This window comes from Bilophila sp. T19-St14, from assembly GCF_059728385.1.
Genome location: NZ_BAAGFT010000001.1, coordinates 3,194,672 through 3,218,836, shown reverse-complemented (window position 1 = coordinate 3,218,836; position 24,165 = coordinate 3,194,672). Strand labels below are relative to the sequence as shown.

Below are 24,165 nucleotides of genomic sequence, written 5' to 3'. Positions count from 1 at the left end.
CGCGCTTCGCGAGACATTTGGCCGCTCCTCGCCCCCTCCATGCCGCATTGCCATGCGGCGGTGGACGTCCTCAAAGCTCGCTGACGCTCGCGCCTCCGACGGTTAAACGAGCATACTTCTCTTTATCAACCGTAAACTTGAACAGAGCCAAAAGCAAAAGATATCGCCAGCTCCAACAGCGGATTGCCGAGGCATGGTTCCGCCACATTTTTCTGCCAGCCTTCAAGAATTCCGGCAGCCTCAAAACGACCTGCCAATCTCGGAGATTCAGGAATGAACAACTCTCCTTCAGCCCTGCCATAGGCTATGTCCCTAAGAACGTATACATCACCAATCCATCTGATTTTTTTGACTATCCTTGCAAACATCTGTGGAGTCGAATCGTCCAGAAAACGGATAAAAAGACTCCGAGCCACTTTATCCGGTGAAATCTGAAATCCCTGTTCCAACAGCGTTTGCCGCAAGCTGTCTCCGTTCCCCTCCAACTCTGCCATACTGAGGATGAGTTGGCGAAGGACGCCATTGGCATCATGGAACCTTACAAGATGTCCCCATAAACCGTTCAGAGAATCTCTCGTCTGGGACGGCTTCAATTGGAAAGAATAACTCCCCACCCTAGATTACATTATGCGTAGATGTGAAAAGCAATCCCGTCCAAGACGGCAAGGGTCGAAATTTCCGTACTCCGGCCAGAAAGCCTTGATTGAAACGGTTTCCTCCAGTGTTGCACGTGGCAAAGGCGTTCGGGGATCAAACAGCCGATGGCGCTCCTTTCTCCCGCAGCCCCGGACACCAAAGATGGAAATCTTGCCCCTTTCTTTCGACCGCTTCGCCACAGGGCGAACGCAGCAAGAACATCGACTCAGGGGGTACCGGCCTGCTGGCGTATAGGGAATAAAAACGGGCCGGCTGCCCCATTGAAGCACAACCGGCCTGTTTCCTTGTTTTTCCGGGAATGGTTTCTATATGGAAGCGGCCCGCCCTCTCCAGCGTGCGTAGTGCCCAAGCAGGCACTCCCTGTTTCTTTTCAGCGTATGCCTGAGGTCATGTCCGTCCATCATATCTTTCCGTGCGGCTTTCCTGACGCCGGCAAGACAAGCCCTCCGTTCCAGCAATGCCGCAATGCGGTTCACCGTGGCTTCCGCGGAACGAAAATCACACAGAAAACCGTTCTCCCCCTCCCGGACAAATTCACGCACCGCCTCCGTATCCGAAGCCAGCACCAGACAGCCGCAGCTCATGCTTTCCAGCAACGCCAAGGAAACGAACGCGGCGGCGGAATGGATATAAAGGGAAGAGGCCCTCAGCACATCCCGATATGCTTCCGCCGAAGAAAAGCCACACAGAAGAACACGCTCGGCGTACTTTCCCAGTTTCCCGGCAAGCTGCTCACGTAAGACGGGAAGCTGCGCCCGCCCAACGAAAGGGGCAAGGACCGCCGCCCGGCAGGTTGAGCGTTTGGCAAGCAATCCCGACAGGATATCGAATAGCGGAAAGGCTCCCGGCGACGCCAGTTCCTGCCCGGAAAAGGCCACCAGCTCCCCAAACGCCTCTCGACCGGAACCGGGGGAAAAGAAATCCGTATCCACACATCGAGGCAGGACAACCATGTCTTTGGCCAGCCACTCCGGGAACTGATCCCGCTGGTATCGCGTTGAAGTGACGGCAAGATCGCAGTCGGCGAGGCTGTTGAGATGCAGCACATTGCGTATCCGCCTGCGCGCCGGATCGGCCTTTTGGACACCCTCCAGCCCATCATCCCGCCTTGAGAAGGTTTCGGCATGCACCACACAAAAGCTCTCTGGGAATATGTCTCGGAGGAAAAGGCTGTTCCCCATAGCCGCCGTCGTGCAGATCATATCCGGCACGAATCCCGTCTTCCGCAGTTTCCAGAGTTCTCCCGCCGTCATATGGCCACGCAGGTACGCCCTGTGAAAATCGCGCCCGGCCTCCTGCAAGGGCGGCAATGGCCCCTGACTGCCTCCAGCCTTCGGCATGCGCAGGTTCAAACGAAGCACGCCGGGGACGGACAGATCCCTTCTGCCGTATTCCGAGGCGAACCAAACGGTTGTATCCGGCATGGCCGCAAAATCCGCAGCCAGATGACCAAATGGTCCCGGAAAGGCATAATACACAAACAAGACTTGCATGGCTGAACCCAACGCTCCGCACAGGCTGAAAGGTGATTGCGCCGAGAGGGACGGGGGATCGGAACAGGCCAAAACGTATTCCTTCCTTAAGGGGCATCCGACAACCCGCCCTCGTCTCCATTCCCCGAAAAGTCCCAAAGGCGGGAGCCTGCCCGCCTTTGGGAATCCCGGTTTCAATCACATGCCGTGGTTATTCGCCGCGCTTGCCTCCGCAAGCTGCTGCACAAGGCTTACATCGTCCGCAGGCAAGGATTCGCTGAACCCCACAATGCCGGCGACTTCGCTCGTCAGCTCATCAACATCGGGAACTCCGGGCATACCGTTTTGCGTACCTTCCAGCGCCTTGTCCACCTTGATCTCCGTGAGGCTCGGATCGAAATCATCTTGCCCACTGTTCGGCGCAGTTCCATCGGCATCTTCCGCCAGAAGCGAATCCAGAGTTCCGTCGGGTTCCTCAAGCACGTCCTCCAGATTCAGCCCGCCTGCCTGTCCGCCATAATGTCCGCCGTTCCCAGAGGCATCGGAGAGGAAGACATCCGAAGCCTCCACTCCAAAGATGCCGACGTCGCCGCCATCCCCCAAAAAGAACGCCGAATCGGAATATTCCATCTCCGGTTCCCTTTCCCAACGCGTCTCGGCCGCATTTCTGGAAACCAGCGAATCGTTTTCGGCGGCACTGGCCGCAAGGCTCTTGTCTTCAGCCCAGATCTCCTCGGCGGCACTCCCAAGCTCATCCCGTTCCATGAAGAGCTTATAAAGGGCATCTTCACCGCCGTCAGGGAGGGATGACGGTTCATGGGCGTCCCCTTCTTCGGAAGCAGGCGCGGGCAGGGGCATTTCTTGCCCGGCAAGAACGAACCCGTTCGTCCCTGAGCCGGAAACGCCATCCCCATCCTCTGGGAGGGATGCCACGATGCTGGGGATGCCGTCATACATCAGGTTCTGCATTGCAGGCTGCGCAAAAGCGGCGCCGTCCAGAGGCAGGTTTCCAAGATGGGACAACGGCACGTTGATGGTGAAAGCGTTCTCGGCACCGTATTGATCCTTAAAGGTGATGGTAAAGCTATCCGCCGTGTCTTCACCCGGATCTTTCTCAAGCGTATAGGTATACCCCCATGTCCCATCCTGTTTTTCCGTGATTGCCACGGAACCGTACGTTCCTGCGGCAGACTCAGGAATCTCGACCGGATGGCCATCGGGAGCGGTAACGGTAAAGGAACCGCTCATGGTATGCGTTTGAGCATCATGGCGTATTGCCGGGTCAACATCGGCCTCAGGGGTATTGTTGGTTCCCTTGAAGCCCAACCGGACAGACGCAGTGCCGCTTTCCCCTGCGCGATCCTCAACCTTGAACACAATATCCAGCGTGCCCCGCTTTCCGTCCGGCACGCTATCCGTCAAATTGGCATCGGGAACGAACGGATAGCCATAGGCGTTTGTTCCCGTCTCCTGAAGGGTAGTGGTTCCGACGCCGGGGTTCTCGCATGTGTTGCCTGCCACGGCATACGGTTTCCCGCCGTACTCAAGGGACAGCACTACGCTATCCTGAACGCCCGCATCGGAGAAGCTGACGGTCCCAGAGGTCTTGTCGGCGCCGACGGCGGCAGCAACATCGGACGCATCGTTTTCATTGGCAACAACGAACGAATGTTGCGTCTCTCCAGAATCCGTCAACGACGAACCGTTATTGTCCGCCACGCTCACAGAGAACGTGATCTCTTCCGATCCGCCTTTGGGCAGGGAGTTCGCATAATTCGCATCAGGGGTGAACGTATAGGACAATACATCCTCGTCGCCGTCTCCCTTGGTGAATTGCAAAGCAAGCGTTCCCACAAGAACGCCTTCCGCGTTGTAAACGGAAACGGGCTTGCCCGGCACCTTGGCGGTATCCACGCTCAGCGGAGTTTCTCCGCCCTCTGCGTACAGGCCGTCGAAAGTCACCGTATGCGTATCGGCCTTGTCCGCATCCGAAAACGTGAGCGTGCCCGTGACATCATCCACGACATCCCCCACGATTTGCGGTGCATCGTTCGCATTGGAAACCGTGAAGCCGCCTTCTCCGGCAACGAGAGTTCCCTGATTGGAATCGGAAACTGTGACCGTAAATTCCAACGAGGTATCGCCCACGGGCAGCCCGTTCAGATCGGAAGCGGGCGTGAATTCATACTCAATCCGGTTCCCCTGATTCTTGTCTCCCTGAGTATAGGAGACTTCAAGGGCGCCGACCGACACGCCGTCCTTGTAGACTTCAAATTTCTGCGAGGTGCCGCCACTCAGATCAACGGCAAGATCCTTGCCTTGCGCATCCTTAAGGCCGTTGAAGGTTACCGTGTGCGTATCCAGAATATCCTTATCCGAGAAGACAATGGTTCCTTCATAGTCGCCTCTAGAAACGTCCGTTCCCTCACCGCTCTCAGGGACATCATTTTTATTCTCAATGGTGAACGTCTGATCCGGCTTGGTATCGGACTTCATATCCGTTCCCGCCACGTTCCTATCCGTCACCGTCACACCAAACGAAATGTTTGAGCTGCCGACGGGCAGCGAATTCGCATAACCCGGATCAGGGGTGAACGTATAGGACAATACATCCTTGTCGCCGTCTCCCTTGGTGAATTGCAAAGCAAGCGTTCCCACAAGAACGCCTTCCGCGTTGTAAACGAAAACGGAACCCTCCGGCATATTGGCGGTATCCACGCTCAGCGGAGTTTTTCCGCCCTCTGCGTACAGGCCGTCGAAAGTCACCGTATGCGTATCGCTCGTATCCACATCCGAGAATTCGAGCCTGCCTGTGCTCGTGCCGCCAGCATTGGTGATGGTATTGGAATTGATGACGGGCCCATCATTCGTTCCGTCAATGGTGACAGATATGTCCGCTTCTATCTTATTGCCCGTGCTGTCGGAAATAACGACCTTAAAGGAGTCCTCCTTATATTCGCCCTGAGCCAGAGCCTTCATTTCCTCCGAAGGCTCATAGCGATACGCGCCCGTGGACGAATCAAGGAACAGGGTTCCATGCTCTCCTTCGATGCGCTGCCAGACCTTGCCGTCTTCCGTAACCGGCTGGGAGCCCTCGGCCGTATACGTCAGAGGATCCGATCCTTTGCCGTCAATGCCCTTATCCCAGCCCTCGGCCTTGATCTGGCCCTCAACGCGCTCGGCCGTATCATTCACCGAAACGGAAAGGCTGCCCTCATCAGTCACTTCCGGCGTGCTGTCCGTACCCTTGATATGCACCGCCAGTTCCTTTTCCACCGATTCCTTGCCGTCAGTCACGACTACGGTAACGGAATCCTTAACGATATCCGTAGGCCTCAGGTTCTTGACCGCATCGGCTTCATTGTTCAGCGTAAAGGTATAGTCTCCCGTCTTGGTGTTGATTTTGAACGTGCCGTAGGCCGTTTCCACGACGCTCCAGACAACGCCGTCTACCGTTTCTTCCGTTTTTCCGCCGTCAAAGGAATATCTCAGGTCATCCTGATCATTTTTATCCACATCCGAGGCTGTGGCCTTGCCGGACACATCTTCGTCACCTTCCTTGATGTCCAACACAGGCTTATCCAACTCCAGCACAGGCAAATCGTTGGTGCCGTTTATGGTGACGGTGATCTTTTGCGAGGTCACGCCGCCATCCTTGTCCTTGACGTAGATGGTAAAAATCTCGGTCAGCGGCTCATCGTCCTCTCCCAGTTCCTGCACGGCCTGTAACTGATTGTTGAGCTTGTACGTATAGGAACCGTCGGCATTCACATAGAGGGAGCCGTATTTCCCTGCGGCGATGCCCCCCGCCGTTTCGGCGCCTTCTTTACCTTCGCCAGCGGCGACGGTATAGGTAAGCCCCGTGGGTTTTCCGTCCGTACCCACCCTGTCGTCCTTCACTTCCAGCGTTCCCGTGTCGGAGAATGTCGTATCTTCCTTGACGATAAGCTCCTTCTTGAGGCCCGTTATTTTCGGTTCTTCATTGGTTCCCGTGATGGTGATGGAAATATCCGTGGACGCCGTGGCATTCTCCAGCGGCGAACCATCATCCTTTTTCGAGCCGTCATCCACGGTGATGGTGAGCTTCAGCTCCTCGTTTTCTCCAGCCAGCAGTTTTTCTGCCGCCTGCTCACTGGCCTTGAACGAATACGTGCCATCCTGATTCAGCGTGAACGTGCCCCAGTTGACGCCGTCCTTGCTGACCTTGTAGGAACCGTCTCCCTGAAGCTCAAGCTCAAGGCCGGAACCCTCAGCCGCGGAAACGGTGTATTGAAGATTCCCAGCCCCCCCTTCCGCGTTGCCGACATCACTAGCATCCGGGTCGGACGTGGTAAGGGTACCCTCGACGGCATCAGTCGCCGTATCCTCCAACGTGAGGTTCTCCGCCCCTTCAATCACGGGACGGTCGTTGATGCCGGAGACCACCACCGTTATCTCAACCGGCTTTTCCATACTTCCGGTCTGCACATAGAAGGATAACTCTTTCGATTCGCCCTCATCCAGAGACTGCACGGCATCGCTGCCGTTGTTCAGGACAAAACGGTATCCCCACTCTCCTGCTTCGTTTTTCTCCAGAACCAGAGCGCCGTAATCCGTATTGACTATATGGGTTTTGCCGTCGCCAGGTTGCGGCTCTCCAGTCCCCCCATTATCCACAAGCCAGATATCGTCCGGCTCAAGTTTGACGGTGTTTCCATCCTCATCCAGAAGCTTGGAAAACTCACTCTCCACGGCAGGCGGCGGGGTGTTGTCGATTGGTTTTCCAGTCTCATCTACAGCGTCGTTTCCATTCTCATCCTTCTTGAAATACTCGTGGTTGTCTTCCGTTACCTCCACTGTGGGGATGTTATCGTCAAGAAGCAATTTACCCTCGCCCTCTTCCGAACCCGGCTTGTGGGTCACATCAAAAACGATGGTTTCTTCATGCGTAGCGCCATAAGGGTCGGAAACGATGATCGTAAACGAGTCCTGACCGCCATCTTTTTCTACAAGATCCTGATAGTCTTTAAGGGCAGGGTCTACCGTATAACTGTACTCGCCGGTTTCGGAATTGATGACCAAGTAACCGTATTGCCCCTTGATGGTCTGAAGGCCGACCTGAGCCTCAGTCGTCCCATCCGCGTCATCCACATAGTAACGCAGGTCATTGGCATCGTTGTCGTAATCGGAACCAGAGGCTTTGCCTCTGACAGGATCCCAACCCTCAACGCTCATGTGCCATGTTGTACCTTCCCCCGTTATCACAGCGCCGCCTTTACCTTCCAGCGTCAGTTCATACGGCGCGTCATTTTCCCCCTTGATAGTGACGACTATATTATTGGAAACCGGCTCACCATTGGACGTTCCCGAAACTGTAAATGTTTCCTCTACAGAATCTGTTTCATTGAGCCAATTGAGCTTCTCTTCTACGTCCTTTTCCTTTGACAATGTATACGTATAAGAAAGAGAACCATCATCTCCTTTGGTCAGGGTTAATGTTCCGTACTCACCTTTGATCTCCCACGGCCCGTTTCCAGTAAGCGGAAGCTCTTTATTGCCGAATGTGATGGACGTAAACTCTTTTTCGCCGGCATCGACGTCAGAAATGACAAGCTTGCTGCTTCCTTCAACAACAACGTCCGCAGCATGTTCATAGGTCGTCACGGACCCCTTGTTGATGGAGGCCGCATCTTCCTTACCAGTAATCGTGAAGGTCAGTTCCTTTTCTTCAGAAACCGCATGGTATTCGTCTCTGACGACCACGGTAAAGGAAACCTCCACCGAGTCACCCTTATCAAGCTCCTGAACGGCGTCGTTATTGACCACGAATGTATATTCCCCGGTCTTCTCGTCCAGAGTCAGGTAGCCGTACTTGTTGGAGGCATCGGATCCGACATAGCTGTAGCTGACGTTTCCGTCCTTATCCGTATCCGTAACCCTGATCAGGTATTGGAGCGAACCAGCAGGGCTGTCCACGTCCGATGCGGAAATCGTACCGCTCACGGACTGGATCTCGCTATCTTCCTCAAGGCCACTAATCGTGTAACCTTTATTATCTTCGTCGGGGGTCAGCGTAATTCCGTCGGGGGTATCTTTACTCAGCTTGATGTCCCTCACGACAGGCGCGTCATTGGTTCCCACCACGGCGATTTTCAGAGGCTGGTCAGCGCCCAAGCTCTCAGGGTTGCCCTTTTCCCCAGCATGGATCTCAAACTCCTCATACCCAATCTCGCCCTGCTCGAGCGCTTCGGTATCCGGGTTGCCATTATCCAGTTGATAAAAATACTGTCCCGTCGCACTGTTCAGATAAAGCGTTCCGTATGTTCCCTTTACGATGCTGACCGTGGCATCAGGGCCCCACTCCTCCCCCGAAAATGCTCCGTTGATTGCCTCCCGAATATCGGAGGACAAACCTCCAAACGTTTCCTGAGCAACGCCTTCTTCTTTGACGGAATATTCGATAGGAAGTGATTCGTCAGGATCGACACCTTCGAACTCCTCACCAACCTTGTCAAATTCCTCAGCTTCCAACTTGCCCGATGCGGTCGGCTTTCCAGGCTTATCCGTGTTTTGCTTACCATCCTTTTCCGGCGCTATGACCCCGGCTTCCTCCACCACATGGATGGCGGCGTTTCCTCTGAAAACGGTAGGCGTATCCTCACCCGTGATCGTGATGGTGATCTCCTGCACGTCATACGCGCCCTTATCGTCACGCACGACCACATAAAAATGCAGCTCTTGCTCCTGTCCTTTCTGGAGCCCTATGACTTTGTTGCTGGTTTTATCCAGATAGAAGGTATATTCGCCCGTCTCCGGGTTGATTTCGAGTTTTCCCCATCCGTCTGCGGAAATGGATGGCTTCATATCAACGGACTCGCCGTCCTGAAGCTTCACATGGTCTTCTTCTGTAATCAGGCCAAAGGTATGGCTATCTCCCTTGCCGTCCGCATCCGTGCTATCCTTGTCCGCATCCTCAAACTCAACTCTGCCGGTAACCTTGTCCTCACTTTCCAAGATGGACTTATCGAGGGGGTTTTCCTTACCATTCGTGATCGTCGGCTTGTCGTTGCTGGCGTGGATGGTAAATTCCTGTTGAACCGAGTTCGTGCTTGTGGAACCGTGCTGATCCTTCGACTTGAAATCGACCGTAAACGAGAAGCTGCTGCCTTCCTCATAGCCTTTCAGAGGCGCTTCGTTCGTCAATTTGAACGAATAGGAGCCATCAGACTTCAATTCCAGTTTGCCGATTTCCTCTCCATTGAGAGAAACGGTGACCGTACTTTCATCATCACCAACCGCGCATGAGATGCCGTTTTCCTTACCGTTCGCCCCGCTGATGAAGAAGCTGACCGTATCTCCCGCGTCAGGATCGGAAGCCGTAAGGCTGCCCGTGATTTCCATCTTTGAAGAATAATCTTGATTTTCTGCCGGGTTGAGCAGCGTATCCGGCTCTGTGGTGATGGGCTTGTCATCGTTTTCCCCATCACGCCCCACGCCGGAAACATATATATCGCCGTCAGCTTGCTCTTTGACAACAGAAATCGAGGGCCGGTCATTGGTACCTTCGATGTTGATGGTCGCGGTATGCGTTCCCTCGGAAAGGACACCATGATTGTCTTTTACCTTAAGCGGGATTTGGATACTCAAATCCATGCCCTGCGGAATGTTTTGCAGGCCATCCTCACCCTGATTGGGCGTGAACGTGTAGGAAAGATCCCCATCCTTACCGTCCTGTTCCAGCGTTAGCGTACCCAAGGTTATGGGGTTTCCTCCGTTGATTCCGGGAATGGTGGCTGTGACGGTATATTCTCCAGCACTTCCAGTTTCCGTTATCGAATAGGTAGAGCCTGTAAGGGCATCTGCAAAGTCGCCAGAAACAGTGCCAGAAACCGTAAGCCCAGCATCCTTCGGCAGATCGCCGCCAATGACGAGGCTGTGCGTGTCATTGGCATCCACCTTATCGAATTGAACAGATTGGGTGTATTCCTCCTCCGAAGAGACCTTCTCATCAGGTTTATGAGCAGGATCTTTGCTGCCCCAGACGCCTGCTTCGACAACATTCATCTCCGACGACCCGTCAGCAAGAATCGGCAGATCGTTGGTGCCCTTTATGGTAACGGTAATCTCTTTTTCATCCCATGCGCCCCGATCATCCGTAACGCGCACGGTAAAGGTTTCGGTCACTGTATCGCCCTCGCTGAGGGCTTTCAGCTTCTCCGAATCCATCTTCAAATCATAACGGTAGCTTCCGTATTCATCGATGGTCAATGTGCCATAATCCGTGGAAATTGCTTTTCCACCTTCACTAACCTTCCCAGGGTCAGACGTGCCGCCATTCAGGGATGATTCCCCCCCGGTCAACGAAAACTCAAGGTCGTAATTGTCTTCCGTTGTAGTCTCCTGCCCGCCGCCGTTTTCCTTATCGGCATCCGTGGCATAAACGCTGCCGGTAAGCGAAACGACGCCCGCTTCTCCGTCCTCCCTTCCATCCCTGCTTGCTTCATGCAGGGACGTATCGCTACCAACCTCTTTGCCCGCTTCATCCCGATAGGCCCGATCTTCACGAAGAAACAGCTCAGGGCGGTCATTGGTGCCCGTGATGTTGACGGTCAGGGTCTTGCTGTCCCATGAACCATGCTCATCCTTGACATAGATGACAAAGCTGTCTGTTACCTTCTCGCTCTCATTCAGCGCATTGACTTTCCCGGGACGCGAATCATCATCCTCAATGCCCTCATTTCCCTTTTCAGCCAGAACATAGCGGTAAGACCCATCCGCCGAAAGGATAAGGGTTCCGTACTCGCCTTCTATGCGCACCTCGCCTGACGGATTTTCCTCAGTCTCTTCCGCGAATCGTGCATCATCGGACAGCTTATCGGCATCTGTTCCCGCAACCGCACCATAGACCAGTCCGTCCTCATCCCCCCTGTCTACATCCGAGCCTTCAGCCTCGCCGCTACTGGTATCCTTTCCTGTAAATGGAGTATTTTCCTCTTTGTCAGTACCATTTTTATAAGGTTTTCCAGCAGCGTCCTTGCCCACGCCGGACTCAACCACGTCCAGTGTTTCTGTGATGGAGAGTGTGGGCCGGTCATTGGTTCCCTTAATCGTAATGGCAAGATTAAACGGATTTTCGGAAAGGCCGCCCGCCGAGTCTTGTACGGTGACGCCGATGTTGAAGGAAAGCCTGTCGCCCTGCTCAAGGGCGTTCATGGCCTCCGAACCCTGTTGGGGCTCGAATGAATACACTCCCGTTTCCGGGTTCAGGGTAAAGGTTCCGTAATCCGTCTCAAATGAAGTGACGAAACTCGCCGTGCTCCCGTCAGGAAGCGTGATCGTTTCCGTCTCCACTACGGTGCAAAGAATGGATTGCGTCTCCGAAGGCTCGCCATTCCTTTCCAATGTCCCTTCAAGGGTGAACGTACTCCCCGCTTCGCCTTTCCCTTTCAGCGCATCCGAATAGAAAGTGTGCGTTTCCCCCCTGTCCTCGTCTTTAACCTGAATCTGCCCGCTCACTTTAGAAGAGCCGTCAAGAGTTTCATTAGGATCGGGATGTCCGTCCCTATCCGCATCCCCCCATACGCCGTTTTCCCTTATCGTCAGCGATCCCCCGGCAGGGTCAGGCACGGGAAGGCCGTTGACGCCGGTAATGGTGACGGTAATGGTTTGTTCCGAAGACGCGCCATGTTCATCGACAACGGTTATCGTGAATTCTTCAATATGCGTTTCGCCCTCGCCCAACCCCTGAACGGCCTCGGAATCGTTGTCGAGCTTATACGTCCATGTGCCGTCAGGATCGACCGTCAGGGTGCCGTATTCCGTTTCAAAAACGGCAGGGGTGCTGCCTTCGGCGGTTTTGTGGCCCGTCTGCGTCAATTCCCCGTCGTCAGCGGCAATAAGGAACGTCTGGTTCGTCCCGGCGTCGGCATCCACATCCGTTACGGTGAACTTCCCTCCACTTTCGTACGTTCCGGCATCCTCCGTGAAACTGGCCTCCTTGCCTTCAAGCTCCAGTTCAGGGCGATCATTCGTTCCCTTGATGGTGACGGTGATCTTGGTATCCGTCCAAGCGCCGTGCTCATCCTCCACGCGGACAGTGAACGTCTCCGTGACGGACGTGCCGCAGGCAAGGCTCTGCGTGTCTGTGGAGTCGTTATTAAGCGTATAGGTATAGGTGCCGTCGGGATTCAGCGCCATGACGCCATACTTGGTGGGGATGCTGGATACGGAAGCACCGGATCCGTCGACAAGATGAAAAGTGATATTGTCGTTATTGGGATCATCGCCGGTCAGGGGGCCGGATATGGATGGAATTCCGGGATTCTCTTCATTGCCGCCGTGGAATACGCCCGCTTCCTCGACTGCAAGGCTGCCGGGATCGTTTAACGCCGGTTCAAAATTGGGGACATCGTTTCCGCGCAGCCCTCCCCAAGCCTCCCGTTCGGGAGAAAAGGCACGGCTGCTGCTGAGATCCAGCCCGTCAAGACGATCCAGCCCGTCAATCAGTTCGGTATTGGCATATTCATGGAAGCGTCCGCCTTCAGCCGTCGACGCCGCCGGGCCAGCCGCAGGCATGAGTTCATCAAGGTTCAGGGCCGCAAAAAAATCCGCCCCGGCTATCTGCGCCCCATCCAGAATGAAGTCGGGCACGCTCTCTCTGGTGTAGGCCGTGTAGAAATCCTGAATGACGATGCTGGAACCGTCTTCAAAAGAGAACACGAGATCGTCGCCGCTCCGCTCAAGCAGTGCGTCTCCTGTCATAAAGTTGAGCTGAATGCGGGCATTTTCGACGCTCTGAACGACAGACCGGGTTCCGGCCTCAGGTTTTGCGAGAATAATATCTGCCATGATGCACGTTCCTTGTGGCTAGTATCTGAAAAAAAAGAAAAACGCCCTCTTTCCAAAACGGAAAAAGGACGTCAGGCACCGTCGATGACAGCGATGGGAGCAAAAATTACGGCATGGCTAAAGAGTCTGCCTTCAGGCAGCCCTGAGAGAGAGAGAGAGAGAGAGAGAGAGAGAGAGAGCATTGCACGAACTCCTGCCGAAACACGTAGGCATCCAAAATAACTTTGGATACTGGTCATGAAAAACAGTCACATCCCGACTGTTCGGCACCCCTTCATGATGGCAGGAGATGCTTTGCTTGTTGTGTTGATACCGATTCCTGATATATGTGTCAATAGCCTCTATCGGGCGCCCCCGGAACGCAATCAGGGCACAGAAATACTCTGCCTACGCCATACTGTCCTTATTTCATCCAGATTTTCGACAAACGAATCCCGCATAAAAAAGGCTCTGTTATCGTTTGCGGTTGTTTCATCTCCACAGTGCGATGAAAATACAGCCTTTTTCTCCGGTTTTCCCCTTGGCGGGATCCACGGCCAAGGCATTTTTCCGGTTATCCCTTTGGAGTTTCAAGGAAAAAAGCATCAGCCATTTTCTATGACACAGCCTTGGACATTACTCCCACAGTACATAAATTTGAGAGATGGCTATCGGGTATGTGAAAGAACTTGGACAATGATCAAAAGTTTTTCTACGTAACTTATTTTCATGTTATGCGTACGGTACATTGTACGAACAGCCTTTTCTCCCCGCTGAACGGAGATTTTGTCAGCTAAATTCAAACCACACAGGATCCTCCGCCCGATAAAAAAAGAGTCATCCAAAAGTCTTTGGCCTCCTATTTTGCTCACTAGTGGTTACTGCTGAACTGATTGCACTCAGCCTCTTGTAATTGGAAACAAGCCAGACTCGTCTTCCTCCCAACTCTAAGCCCCCCGCTTGTTTCATCCCCCGATCTACTTTGTTTTCACTGTCAGGCTATGCGGCTATCTGGCTGCCCCCGATCAGAATGATGGATAGATCCCCGATTGCCCCAGTGCATCCAGATGTCTCTAGGCAACATCCACGCCTTGCCGGTCCGGTTGGCGCTTTCATCACCGGGTTCTGCCCACAATCATAAGCGGCTTAGTGAGCATTCCGCTCATGCTGCCCATTACGGCGTGACTTAGAAATTACGAATTCTCTCCCCTAATTACGTACATCTCCGTCGGCTTTGCCAGCAACCTGACCTTCGGTCTTCTCCGTCACCGTTGCGGTGACCACCACAGGAAGTGAAGGCTAACCGTAGCCAAAGGCTTCTCAGCGGGTTCCCCAACACTGCACGTTGAGCCTCCTTATAAATACGTGGGGCAGTCCGGATCCGGGGACAGCGCAATACGTCACGTTGGGCACCTTTAGCCTATGCTGACCCATCGGTCCGATAACCCTGTAGGCGTACGGGATTTCTGTGGAATCAACCGATACAGCCCGCCTAATCCGGGAAATTGGGAAGGCCGTTCCTATGCAGGGACGGCCTCCCGTGTTTTCCTTGCAATTTTGGAAAACATAACCAACGCCGTAGGCTGGCAAGCCGCCAGTCCGGGGCCATAACATATATCCCTCAATGCGGTTTCAGTTCAATCTTGAATGGATACGCCTCTCGCGGCGTCCGCTTCGAGAACACGCCTCAGGCTGCTGTAACTGATTCCCAAGGCCTTAGCCGCTTTTCTGCGGTCACCCGCACAGCGCCGCATCTCCTTGCGGACAATCTCCAGCCGGTACGCAGCAAGCTGTTCCCCCAGCGTCCCCTCCTGCGGTGCCTTGTCGAAGAACTGGTTGCGATGGCGGAATATCTCCTCAAAACAGGCGAGGCTGGAACTGTTGTCCCCGAGCAGGACAAGGTAGCTTTCCATGACCGACATGAGTTCGCGGATGTTCCCCGGCCAGGAATAGCGCCGGATGGCATCCAGAATGGCCGAGGTGACGACGGAGGCGTTTTTCCCATACCGTTTGAGGACGTTGGCGATGAGGAGCGGTACGTCTTCCAAACGATCCCGTAGAGGGGCGACTTCAAGGCAGACGCCCGCCAGACGGAAGTAGAGATCCATCCTGAACGAGCCCGCCTTGACCAGCTCCAACAACTGTTTGTGCGAGGCGCAGATGACCCGCACGTTGACTGGGATGAAGCGATCGCCCCCTACGTGCATGACTTCCTTCGCATCCAGCACGCGCAGGAGACGGAGCTGCACGGCATGGCTCATGTCCCCGATCTCGTCAAAAAAGAGGGTGCCGCCGTTCGCCAGTTCAAAAAGCCCCGCCTTGCCGCCGCGCTTGGCTCCGGTAAAAGCCCCCTCCTCATAGCCGAACAGCTCGCTTTCCAGCAGCGGGTCCGGCAGGGCCGCGCAGTTGACCACCACAAAAGGCTGCTTGGCCCGTTTGCTGGCGGCGTGCAGGGCGTGTGCAACAAGCTCCTTGCCGGTACCCGTTTCGCCGTGGATGTAGACCGAGATGTCCGTGGGTGCGTAGCGGGCGATGTTCTCTTTCAGTTTCGCGACGCTGGCTGACTTGCCGATGATATCCCTTACCGTGTAGTTGGCCACGAGCCCGCGTGAATGGAGATCCGTATCAATCTTCCGGTTTATTTTTTGGAGGTTCTGCACGTCATGGATGAAGCAGACCGCGCCCGTCGTCGACGACGACATTGCCAGCGGGAACGTGTTGATGAGCAGCTGTCTGCCGTTGATGGTCACCACCCGATCTATGAACGGGGAAGAGTGTTCCAGAACGTCATCAAGAAAGAGCGGCGGGAAGAAACGGGCGAGCTCATGCGAAGCCCCCACACGCAACAGCTTGAGCGCCTGCGCATTGTGGAAAACGATGTCCCGTTGTGCGCTGAGGCAGATCACGCCCTCTTTAGAGTAGTGGAGCATCGCTTGGATGTTGGATCGGTTCGTCTGCTCCATGCGCATATTTTCGGCTATGGTGATGGCCCGGCTCACCGCATTGCGGATATTCACGGGCTGCGGCTCATCCAAAAAGATCTGTCCACCGAGCCGGCTGACGATCCTCGCCGTCCCGCCCCCGCCCACGAAAACCCGAACACCTCGCGCCATCGTTTCCTTGATCCGCTCCTCAAGTTCCTCCTTAGTGTCGTAGCGAACCGGAATAATGCGCATACCAAGCAAGGATTCCATGAATTCGATATCGCGGGCCTCATTGATATGCGCGGTGAGGGCCACTGTGTCCGAAAGCTTTCTGGCCCGGCTCAAGCCTTTGATGATGTCAATCTCCGAACGCTCGACGAAAACCGTGCGGCGTCCGAATTTTTTGAAGACGGCCTCACGGAACCCGCCGTGGCACAGCAGGACTTCGTACCCCTCTTCAAACAGGCGCCGGGCGTCTTCGAGCGCCGTCTCGTAGCTGGTCACCTCAATGGATATGTTCCACCCGAGAAGCAGCGTTTCCCGGTACACGATATCGGCGACAAGTTTGGAATGGACAAGCGCCGCAATCCGGTATTCCTGTTTCACATTCGGCTCCTGCATGGCAAAAACGGCCTTTGATTTGAAGGGGTACGGGGAAATATGCTCAAAATTGAGCACCATTTGCTCAATTATGAATCTACACGCCTGATTATCTGATTGTCAATAAACTCATAACCATACAACATATCATGCAATCGGTTCCCGGAAAGACCTTGGCATGGTTTTCGCTTGTTCAAAAGAGAACAGGATAACGCCGCCGGCCGCAACCCGTTACGCGTACGGCTCAAACCAGTCAAAGGAGTCTCCCCATGAAGCGTTGTTTTGCCTTCTTGCTGACGGTTTTCGTGGCCCTTTCCCTGACGGCCTTCGCCCATGCCGGAACCTACCCGGACAAGAGCATCAAGATCATCGTCCCCTTCAATCCGGGAGGCGGCGGAGAACAGGGTGCCCGCCTTCTCGAAAAGGATTTCAAGGAAAAGGTCGGCCAGCCCCTTTCCTTCATCTACAAGCCCGGAGGCACAGGGCTTATCGGCATGGTGGAGCTCAGCCGCCAAAAGCCGGATGGGTACACCATCGGCATACACTCCTATCCCCTGCTCATGCTCGACATCATTACTGGCCGTGCCGGGTACACGCTGGACAGTTTCGATTTCATCTCCCTCCTCTGTCTTGAGGAAGTCTATCTGGCCGTCCGCGCCGACAGCCCCGTTTCCAGCGCCAAGGAACTCATTGAGCGCGCCAAGTCCGAGCCCGGCAGGATCAACCTCGGCATCTGCGAAATCATGGGCCCCACGCATATCCCCGCCCTGCGCCTGAAGGCCGACGGCGTGCCTTTCAACCATGTGCCCATCGACGGCGCGGGCAAGGTCGCTCCCGCGCTCCTTGGCGGGCAGGTTGAAGCCGCCATCGTCCCCTCCGGAGGCGTCTCCGGTTCCATCAGCAAGATGAAGGTGCTCGCCGTATTCGCGCCCGAACGCAGCAAGCGCTTTCCCGACGCCCCCACCATGAAGGAGGTGGGGTACGACATCAACAGCGCCGTGGGCCGCTACATCGCCGCCCCCAAGGGTGTGCCCGCCGAAAAGCGGAAGGTGCTCGAAGACGCTTTTAGGACCATCCTTTCCAACCCGGAAGTCATCGCACGCTATGAAAATGCGGGAACCGTGGCCGCATGGAAGTCCGGCGACGAGCTGCGCAAGATGTTTGAGGACTATGAAGAGGAAGGGCGCGCCATGGTCGAGTTCTACCAGAAGTCGCAGAGCAAGTAGCCCCGTCCGGAGAAGCGGCTTTAGACCACTTCAGGATTCACCTTCCCACTAAGAGGATGTCCCATGGATGCAGTCCCTTCCATGCTTGAGTATATTGTGCGGGGCGCGGCGAGCGCCGTGCTTCCCATGAACCTGCTGGTTATGTTCCTTGGCCTCATAGTCGGCATCGTCGGCGGCATGCTCCCCGGCATCACCACCGTAACGGCCGTGGCCCTGTTTGTCCCCTTCACCTTTTCCATGCCCCCGGACATGGCGCTCATCGGGCTCGGCGGCGTGTTCTGCGGGGCCATGTACGGCGGGGCCAACGCCGCCATCCTCATCAACACGCCGGGAACGCCGGGCTCCATCGCCACCACGCTGGACGGTTATCCCCTTGTCTTACAGGGCAGGGCCGAAGAAGCCTGTTACATCGCCCTGCTCGCTTCGGTCCTCGGCGGCATTTTCGGAACCATCGTGCTCATGCTGTTCTTCGAGCCGCTGTCCGTCATGGCCCTGAAGTTCGGCTCCGAGGCCTTCTTCTGGATGGGGCTCTTCGGCCTGTCCACGCTGGCGGCGATGTTCCCCGGCAATATCGCCAAGGGATTGCTCGGCGGAGCCATCGGGCTGGCCCTGTGCATGGTGGGCCTTGACCCCGTGATGGGGATGCCCCGGTTCACCTTCGGCTGTTTCGAGCTGGTACAGGGCCTCGATATGGTCGCCCTCATGATCGGCCTGTTCTCGCTTTCCCAGATGTTCGTCATGCTGGAATCAGACGAAAAGTATATCGTCAAGATGGAACGGCAGGCGCATGCCTTCAAGCTTGCCGTCTTTGATATCCTCAGGCATTTGAAGCTGCTCTCCGTGGCCTCCGCCATCGGAACCTTCATCGGCGCGCTTCCCGGCGCGGGGGGCAGCGTAGCCGCACTCGTCTCCTACAATGAGGCCAAGCGGTGGGACAAGGACCCCGACCGCTACGGCAAGGGTGCCGTGGAAGGCGTCCTCGTTCCGGAAAGCGCCAACAACGCGAGCGTAGGCGGTGCGCTGGTTCCCCTGCTCTCCCTCGGCATCCCCGGCAGCGCGGCGGCCGCCGTCCTCGCCGGCGGGCTCATGGCGCAGGGGCTGACGCCCGGCCCGCAGCTCATGGAAAAGAACCCCGAGATCGCCTACGCCTTCATCGTGAGCATGATCATCGCCAACATCGGGATGCTGCTCATCGGCTACCTGCTGGTCCGCGTGTGCACGCGTATCCTCGATGTGCCCAAGCTGCTGATCATCCCGGCGGTCATCTCCATCTCGTTCCTTGGGGCCTATGCCCTGCGCAACAGCATGTTTGACGTCCTGCTCATGATCCTGTCTGGCGGCATCGCCTATCTGCTGCTCAAGGCGAAGATCATGCCCGCAGGCATCGCCCTCGGGCTGGTGCTCGGGCGGATCATCGAAGAAAACCTCATCGTGACCCTCTACCGCACGCAGGCGGAGAACTCGCTCGCCGATCTGCTGGTCTTCTCGCCCCTCGCCGCCGTATTCATGGCCGCGTGCATCCTTGCCATCGTCATCCCGCTCTGGCTGAACCACCGCAAGGAGCGCAAGGGCATCGCCCTCTCCAGCCTGCGCCCGTCCGGAGTGTGCCTGCGCCGCTACGACTTTTGGGTCGTCCTTGCAATCACCGTCGGCGGGGCTGTCCTCCTGCGCCAATCCTACGCCATCGAAGGCATTTCCGGCTACTTCCCGCAGGCCGTGTACGCCTCCATCGTGGGTTTGGGGCTCTTCATCATGCTGATGCAGATCTTTTCCGGCACGGCGCGGAAGCCGGAAACCGTGCGTCCGGGCTGCTACTGGAGCATCTGCCTGTACCTCGGGCTCATGGGCGTCGGCTATCTGCTCATCGAACCGCTCGGCTTCTACGCCGCCACATTCCTCTGCATCGTCGCCATGACCGCCTACGGCACGTTCTGGCTCTCCGGGCGCAAGGCCGACTTGCGGGGCATCGGTTCGGTACTGGCCTATTCGCTGCTCCTCATCGCCGTCGAGTACGGCTGTTTCTCACTGATCATGGAAGTACAGACCCCCACCGGGCTTCTGTTTTGACGCCCCGCACAAAGGATCTCTCGTATGGACATAATGGAATTGAGAACACGGCTTGAAGAGGCCCCGCGCATCCCGCTCGGCGTATGGCCCACGCTGTTCATGCCGATGGACGGGCTGCGGGCCCGCCTCTCCGCCGAGGGGATCGAATGCCCCCGGCTCTGGATCAAACGCGAGGACATGACCCCCCTCGGCGCGGGAGGGAACAAAATCCGCAAACTGGAGCACGTGCTCGCCAAGGCCCGCGCGGAAGGTGCCGACGTGCTGCTGAACACGGGCGAGGTGCAGTCCAATCAGGTCGTACAGACGGCGGCCTCAGCCGCGCACCTCGGCATCCCCTGCGAACTGTTCCTCGGGCGGACCGATCCCCCGCTCTCGGAGGACGATCAGGAAACCGGGAACATCCTGCTCTGCCGCATTTTAGGGGCTCAGGTGCATCTCGTACCGCCGGACGCCGACCGGGGCGCGGCCATGCGCCGCCGGGCCGAGGAGCTGAGGGCCGAAGGGCGGCATCCCTACATCATCCCCCGCGGCTCCTCCACGGTGGAAGGGGCGCTCGGTTCCCTACGCTGCTTTTTCGAGCTGCTCGATCAGGCGCAAGCCAGCGGCTTCACGCCGGACGCCATTGCCGTCACGGTGGGCAGTTCGGGCACCACGGCGGGGTTCCTCGCCGGCGCGCACGCCCTTGCCCTTTCGGGCGGGCCGGACATCCCCCTCTACGCCTTCGACACTTTCGGTACTGACTACCCGGTGCAGGCCCGTGAACGCATCATGGCGCACGCCGAGGAATGCTGGGCTTCGCTCGCCCTGCCCGGAATATGCGGGGAAAGGCTGCTGCGCCTCTCCTGCGATTTCGTGGGGCCGGGCTACTCCCGCCCCTACCCCGGCATGATCGAGGCCGTACGCCTCGTCGCCCAGAGCGAAGGCGTCATCCTTGACCCCAACTATACCGGAAAAAGCATGGCGGGCCTGCTCGACGCGATCCGCAAGGGCGCGTTCACGGCGGACCAGCATGTCGTCTATCTGCATACAGGCGGACTCCCGGCGCTGTTCGCCATGCGCCGCCACTTCGCCTAACCGCTTTTACGATAAGGAGCCTTGCATGAGCCTTACTTCCAAAAACAACGAAAAGATCGGTGCGGTCAACCGCGGCACGCCCTGCGAATCCGGGCTGTGCAACTTCTGCCGTACGGACTGCCAGGGCCGCTGCGAAACGTGGCTGAGCTCCCTTCTGGGGCGCAGGACGCTGGTGCCCCGCGACTACGGCAACGCCACCATCGGGACCGAAAACACCACGCACGTGGGCGTTTCCTACAATGCCCTGCGCATCCGGGGCCGCGTCTTCGGCGGGGCCGGGCTCGACCCGGAAAAGGCCCGCACGGGCGACGCGGCCTATTGCGACGCCGATCTGACCACGGCCGTGGGCTCCAACGCCAAGTACCCTTGCGACTATCCGTTCCTCATCGGCGCGCTGAGCCGCAATCCCGTGGTCGACAAGTACTGGGACAGCTTCGCCGTGGGCGCGGCCCTGTGCGGCATCCCGCTGGTCATTGGGGAAAATGTGGGCGGCGGGGACAACAAGACCGAATTCAATCCCGACGGCTCCATCCGCGCCCTGCCCGATCTGGACCGCCGCATCGCCGTGTACAGGCGCTATTACAATGGCAAGGGAGCGCTGTTCGTCCAGCTCAACGCCAATGACGCCTATAACGGCGTGGCTGAATACGTCGCCCGCAAATATGGCGATTTCGTGTGCGTCGAAATCAAATGGGGGCAAGGCGCCAAGCCCATCAACGGCGAAGGGCTGATCCGCGATCTCGACTACGCGCGGTTCATGAAGAGCCGCAGCTACTGCCTGCGCCCGGATCCCGAGGATCCGGCCGTACAGGAGGCCTTCCGCGCCGGACGCGTCAAACACTTCACCCGCTACACCGGCCTCACCTACCCCGCCCTGTCCACGCCCGAGGACGTGCTCGCCGAAGTCGCGGCCAAGGCGGAACAGCTCCGGGCCAACGGCGCGGCACGGCTGGCGCTGAAGACCGGGGCGTTCGGGATGCCCGATCTGGCGCTGGCGATACGGGTGGCCTCCGAGCTGGATTTCGAACTCCTGACCATCGACGGCTCAGGCGGCGGAACGGGCATGAGCCCCAACGACATGCTGGACAACTGGGGCGTCCCCTCCGTCCTGCTGCACGCCAAAGCGCATGATTACGCCTTCCTGCGGGCCGCCGCCGGGAAGAGGGTGGTCGATCTCGCCGTGGGCGGCGGGCTCGCCAAGCCGAGCCAAGCATTCAAGGCGCTGGCCCTCGGCGCCCCCTACGTCAAGGCTGTATGCATGTCGCGCTCGTTCATGATCCCGGCCTTCCTCGGCTGCAACATCGAAGGGGCCCTGCACCCCGAACGCCGGGAACGTGTCCACGGCGCGTGGTCGGCGCTTCCGAAGACGGTCCTCGACATCGGCGATACGCCCGAAACCATCTTCGCCGGATACCATGCCCTCAAGGAACGCCTCGGAGCCGACGAAATGGCGCATATCCCTTACGGAGCCATCGCCATGTGGACGATGTGCGACAGGCTCGGCGCAGGGCTCCAGCACCACATGGCCGGGGCCCGCAAGTTCGGCATCGGGCACATCGACCGCACGGACATCTGCGCCGCCAACCGTGAAACGGCTCAGGAAACGGGCATCCCCTTCATCACGGAACAAGACGACGAGCTGGCACGCCGCATCGTGCTCGGCTGACAAGGAGAGGCTTTCATGCTGGATCTGCTCTTGGGCAACGCCCGCATCGTGGACGGGACGGGCAACCCCTGGCGCAAAGGCTGCGTCGGCGTGCGCGACGGGCGCATCGTGGCCGTGGGTTCGGCCCACGACATGCCCGAAGCCCGGACGGTGCTCGACATCGGAGGCAACATCCTGTGCCCCGGCTTCATCGACAGCCACAGCCATTCGGATTTGAGGATAATAGATGAGCCGTTGGCCTTGCCCAAAATCATGCAAGGGATTACCACAGAGAACGTAGGCCTCGACAGCATGTCGGTGGCCCCCATCAGCGACAAGAACAAGGAGTCGTGGAGCACGAGCATTTCCGGGCTCGACGGCGTAGCCCAGAAACCGTGGGGCTGGAACGGGTTCGCCTCCTATCTCAATGCGCTCGACGCCGCGAAACCGAGCGTCAACCTGAGCTCCTATGTGGGGCTCGGCACCGTGCGCCTCGACGTCATGGGCATGGAGGACAGGCCGCCCACCGCCGAAGAACTGCGCCTTATGGAAGAAAGCGTGGCCCGGTGCATGGAGGAAGGCGCGCGCGGCATTTCGGCGGGGCTCATCTACACGCCCAACAAGTACCAGTCCACGGAAGAACTCGTCGCGCTCGCCAAAGTCGCGGCCCGCTACGACGGCATCCTCGACGTGCATATGCGCAATGAGGCCGACCACATGGCCGAGGCGTTGGAAGAGGTCATCCACATCGGGCGCGAAACCGGCATCCGTATTCTGGTGACGCATTTCAAGCTGCGGGGGCGCAGGAACTGGGGGAACGCCCGCAGGCATCTCGACACCATCGACCGGGCCCGCGGGGAAGGCATCGACATCGGCATCGCCCAGTATCCGTATACGGCCAACAGCACGTTCATGCACGTCGTCGTTCCGCCGTGGTACCACAGCCGGGGAACGGACGGCCTGCTCAAAGCCTTGGCGGAGGAACGCGAACAGGTCAAAAAGGACATGCTCACCACCGAAGGCTGGGAAAATTTCTCGCAGGTCATGGGCTGGGAGAACATCTACGTCTCCTCGGTCGCCAGCGAAAAGAACCTCTGGTGCGAAGGCAAAAGCGCCGTGGCCCTTGGCGAGGCCCTCGGCAAGTCGCCCGAGGACGCGGTGCTGGATCTGCTGATCAAGGAAAACCTTGCCGTGGGCCTGCTTGGGCACGGCATGTGCGAAGAGGATGTGATGGAAGGCATGAAGCACCCGACCATGTGTCTGATCACCGACGGCCTGCTGAGCGGCGGCAAGCCGCATCCGCGCACCTATGCGGCCTTCCCCCGGTTCATCGCCCGTTACGTGCGGGAAAAGCGCCTGCTCACCCTTGAGGAGGCCGTGCGCAAGATGACCTCCAGCACGGCGCTCAAACTCCGCATGAAGCGCAAGGGCTTCATCATGCCCGGCATGGATGCGGACATGGTGGTGTTCGGCGAAGACCGCATCCGCGATGTGAATACGTTTGAAAATCCGCGAGTCTATCCGGAAGGCATCGATTACGTGCTCGTCAACGGCGAGATCGCCGTCGATCACGGCGTCCATACGGGCGCGCGTCCCGGCAAGACCATACGCGACTGACCATGCCACCGACGGCGCGGCCGTTTCCCATCGCGGGGGACGGGCCGCGCCGTTTTTTCGTTCTTCAAGGAGGAAAC

Annotated in this window: 9 protein-coding genes; 5 read left to right on the top strand and 4 right to left on the bottom strand. The window is 57.4% G+C overall.

Annotated elements, in window-relative coordinates; all coding sequences use genetic code 11:
• Positions 1-125: 125 nt before the first annotated feature.
• The 4 genes from AC6I1V_RS13450 to AC6I1V_RS13435 form a co-directional block, all read right to left on the bottom strand.
• Positions 126-614: a DUF927 domain-containing protein gene (locus tag AC6I1V_RS13450; protein ID WP_486854445.1), complete on the bottom strand. Its 489-nt coding sequence runs from the start codon at positions 612-614 to the stop codon at positions 126-128.
• A 348-nt stretch (positions 615-962) separates the two neighbouring features.
• Positions 963-2,081 (bottom strand): glycosyltransferase, encoded by a 1,119-nt coding sequence (locus AC6I1V_RS13445; RefSeq protein ID WP_486854444.1) that lies wholly within the window; start codon positions 2,079-2,081, stop codon positions 963-965.
• Positions 2,082-2,327: 246 nt separating this feature from the next.
• Positions 2,328-12,956, bottom strand: coding sequence for a VCBS domain-containing protein (locus AC6I1V_RS13440; RefSeq protein ID WP_497737069.1), 10,629 nt, complete (start codon positions 12,954-12,956; stop codon positions 2,328-2,330).
• Positions 12,957-14,572: 1,616 nt separating this feature from the next.
• The gene (locus tag AC6I1V_RS13435; protein WP_486855012.1) at positions 14,573-16,465 is read right to left on the bottom strand and encodes a sigma 54-interacting transcriptional regulator; all 1,893 of its coding nucleotides are present in this window, start codon (positions 16,463-16,465) and stop codon (positions 14,573-14,575) included.
• A gap of 263 nt (positions 16,466-16,728) precedes the next feature.
• Between AC6I1V_RS13435 and AC6I1V_RS13430 the strand changes: the two genes are divergently transcribed.
• From AC6I1V_RS13430 to AC6I1V_RS13410, 5 genes are all read left to right on the top strand, one after another.
• The gene (locus tag AC6I1V_RS13430; protein ID WP_497737068.1) at positions 16,729-17,685 is read left to right on the top strand and encodes a tripartite tricarboxylate transporter substrate binding protein; all 957 of its coding nucleotides are present in this window, start codon (positions 16,729-16,731) and stop codon (positions 17,683-17,685) included.
• Positions 17,686-17,748: 63 nt separating this feature from the next.
• A complete protein-coding gene (locus AC6I1V_RS13425) occupies positions 17,749-19,752 on the top strand; it encodes a tripartite tricarboxylate transporter permease (protein ID WP_486855071.1) in 2,004 nt (667 codons plus the stop codon).
• A 24-nt stretch (positions 19,753-19,776) separates the two neighbouring features.
• On the top strand, positions 19,777-20,826 hold the full coding sequence (locus AC6I1V_RS13420; RefSeq protein WP_497737067.1) for a D-cysteine desulfhydrase family protein: 1,050 nt from the start codon (positions 19,777-19,779) through the stop codon (positions 20,824-20,826).
• A 25-nt stretch (positions 20,827-20,851) separates the two neighbouring features.
• A complete protein-coding gene (locus AC6I1V_RS13415) occupies positions 20,852-22,492 on the top strand; it encodes a glutamate synthase-related protein (RefSeq protein ID WP_308770539.1) in 1,641 nt (546 codons plus the stop codon).
• Positions 22,493-22,507: 15 nt separating this feature from the next.
• On the top strand, positions 22,508-24,088 hold the full coding sequence (locus tag AC6I1V_RS13410) for an N-acyl-D-amino-acid deacylase family protein (RefSeq protein WP_486854251.1): 1,581 nt from the start codon (positions 22,508-22,510) through the stop codon (positions 24,086-24,088).
• Positions 24,089-24,165 lie beyond the last annotated feature (77 nt).

Bases quoted from the DNA above. Each gene is read 5' to 3' on its own strand.
- AC6I1V_RS13430 (WP_497737068.1), top strand. From the start codon at position 16,729: ATGAAGCGTTGTTTTGCCTTCTTGCTGACGGTTTTCGTGGCCCTTTCC.
- AC6I1V_RS13410 (WP_486854251.1), top strand. From the start codon at position 22,508: ATGCTGGATCTGCTCTTGGGCAACGCCCGCATCGTGGACGGGACGGGC.
- AC6I1V_RS13415 (WP_308770539.1), top strand. From the start codon at position 20,852: ATGAGCCTTACTTCCAAAAACAACGAAAAGATCGGTGCGGTCAACCGC.
- AC6I1V_RS13445 (WP_486854444.1), bottom strand. From the start codon at position 2,081: ATGCCGGATACAACCGTTTGGTTCGCCTCGGAATACGGCAGAAGGGAT.
- AC6I1V_RS13420 (WP_497737067.1), top strand. From the start codon at position 19,777: ATGGACATAATGGAATTGAGAACACGGCTTGAAGAGGCCCCGCGCATC.
- AC6I1V_RS13440 (WP_497737069.1), bottom strand. From the start codon at position 12,956: ATGGCAGATATTATTCTCGCAAAACCTGAGGCCGGAACCCGGTCTGTC.
- AC6I1V_RS13425 (WP_486855071.1), top strand. From the start codon at position 17,749: ATGGATGCAGTCCCTTCCATGCTTGAGTATATTGTGCGGGGCGCGGCG.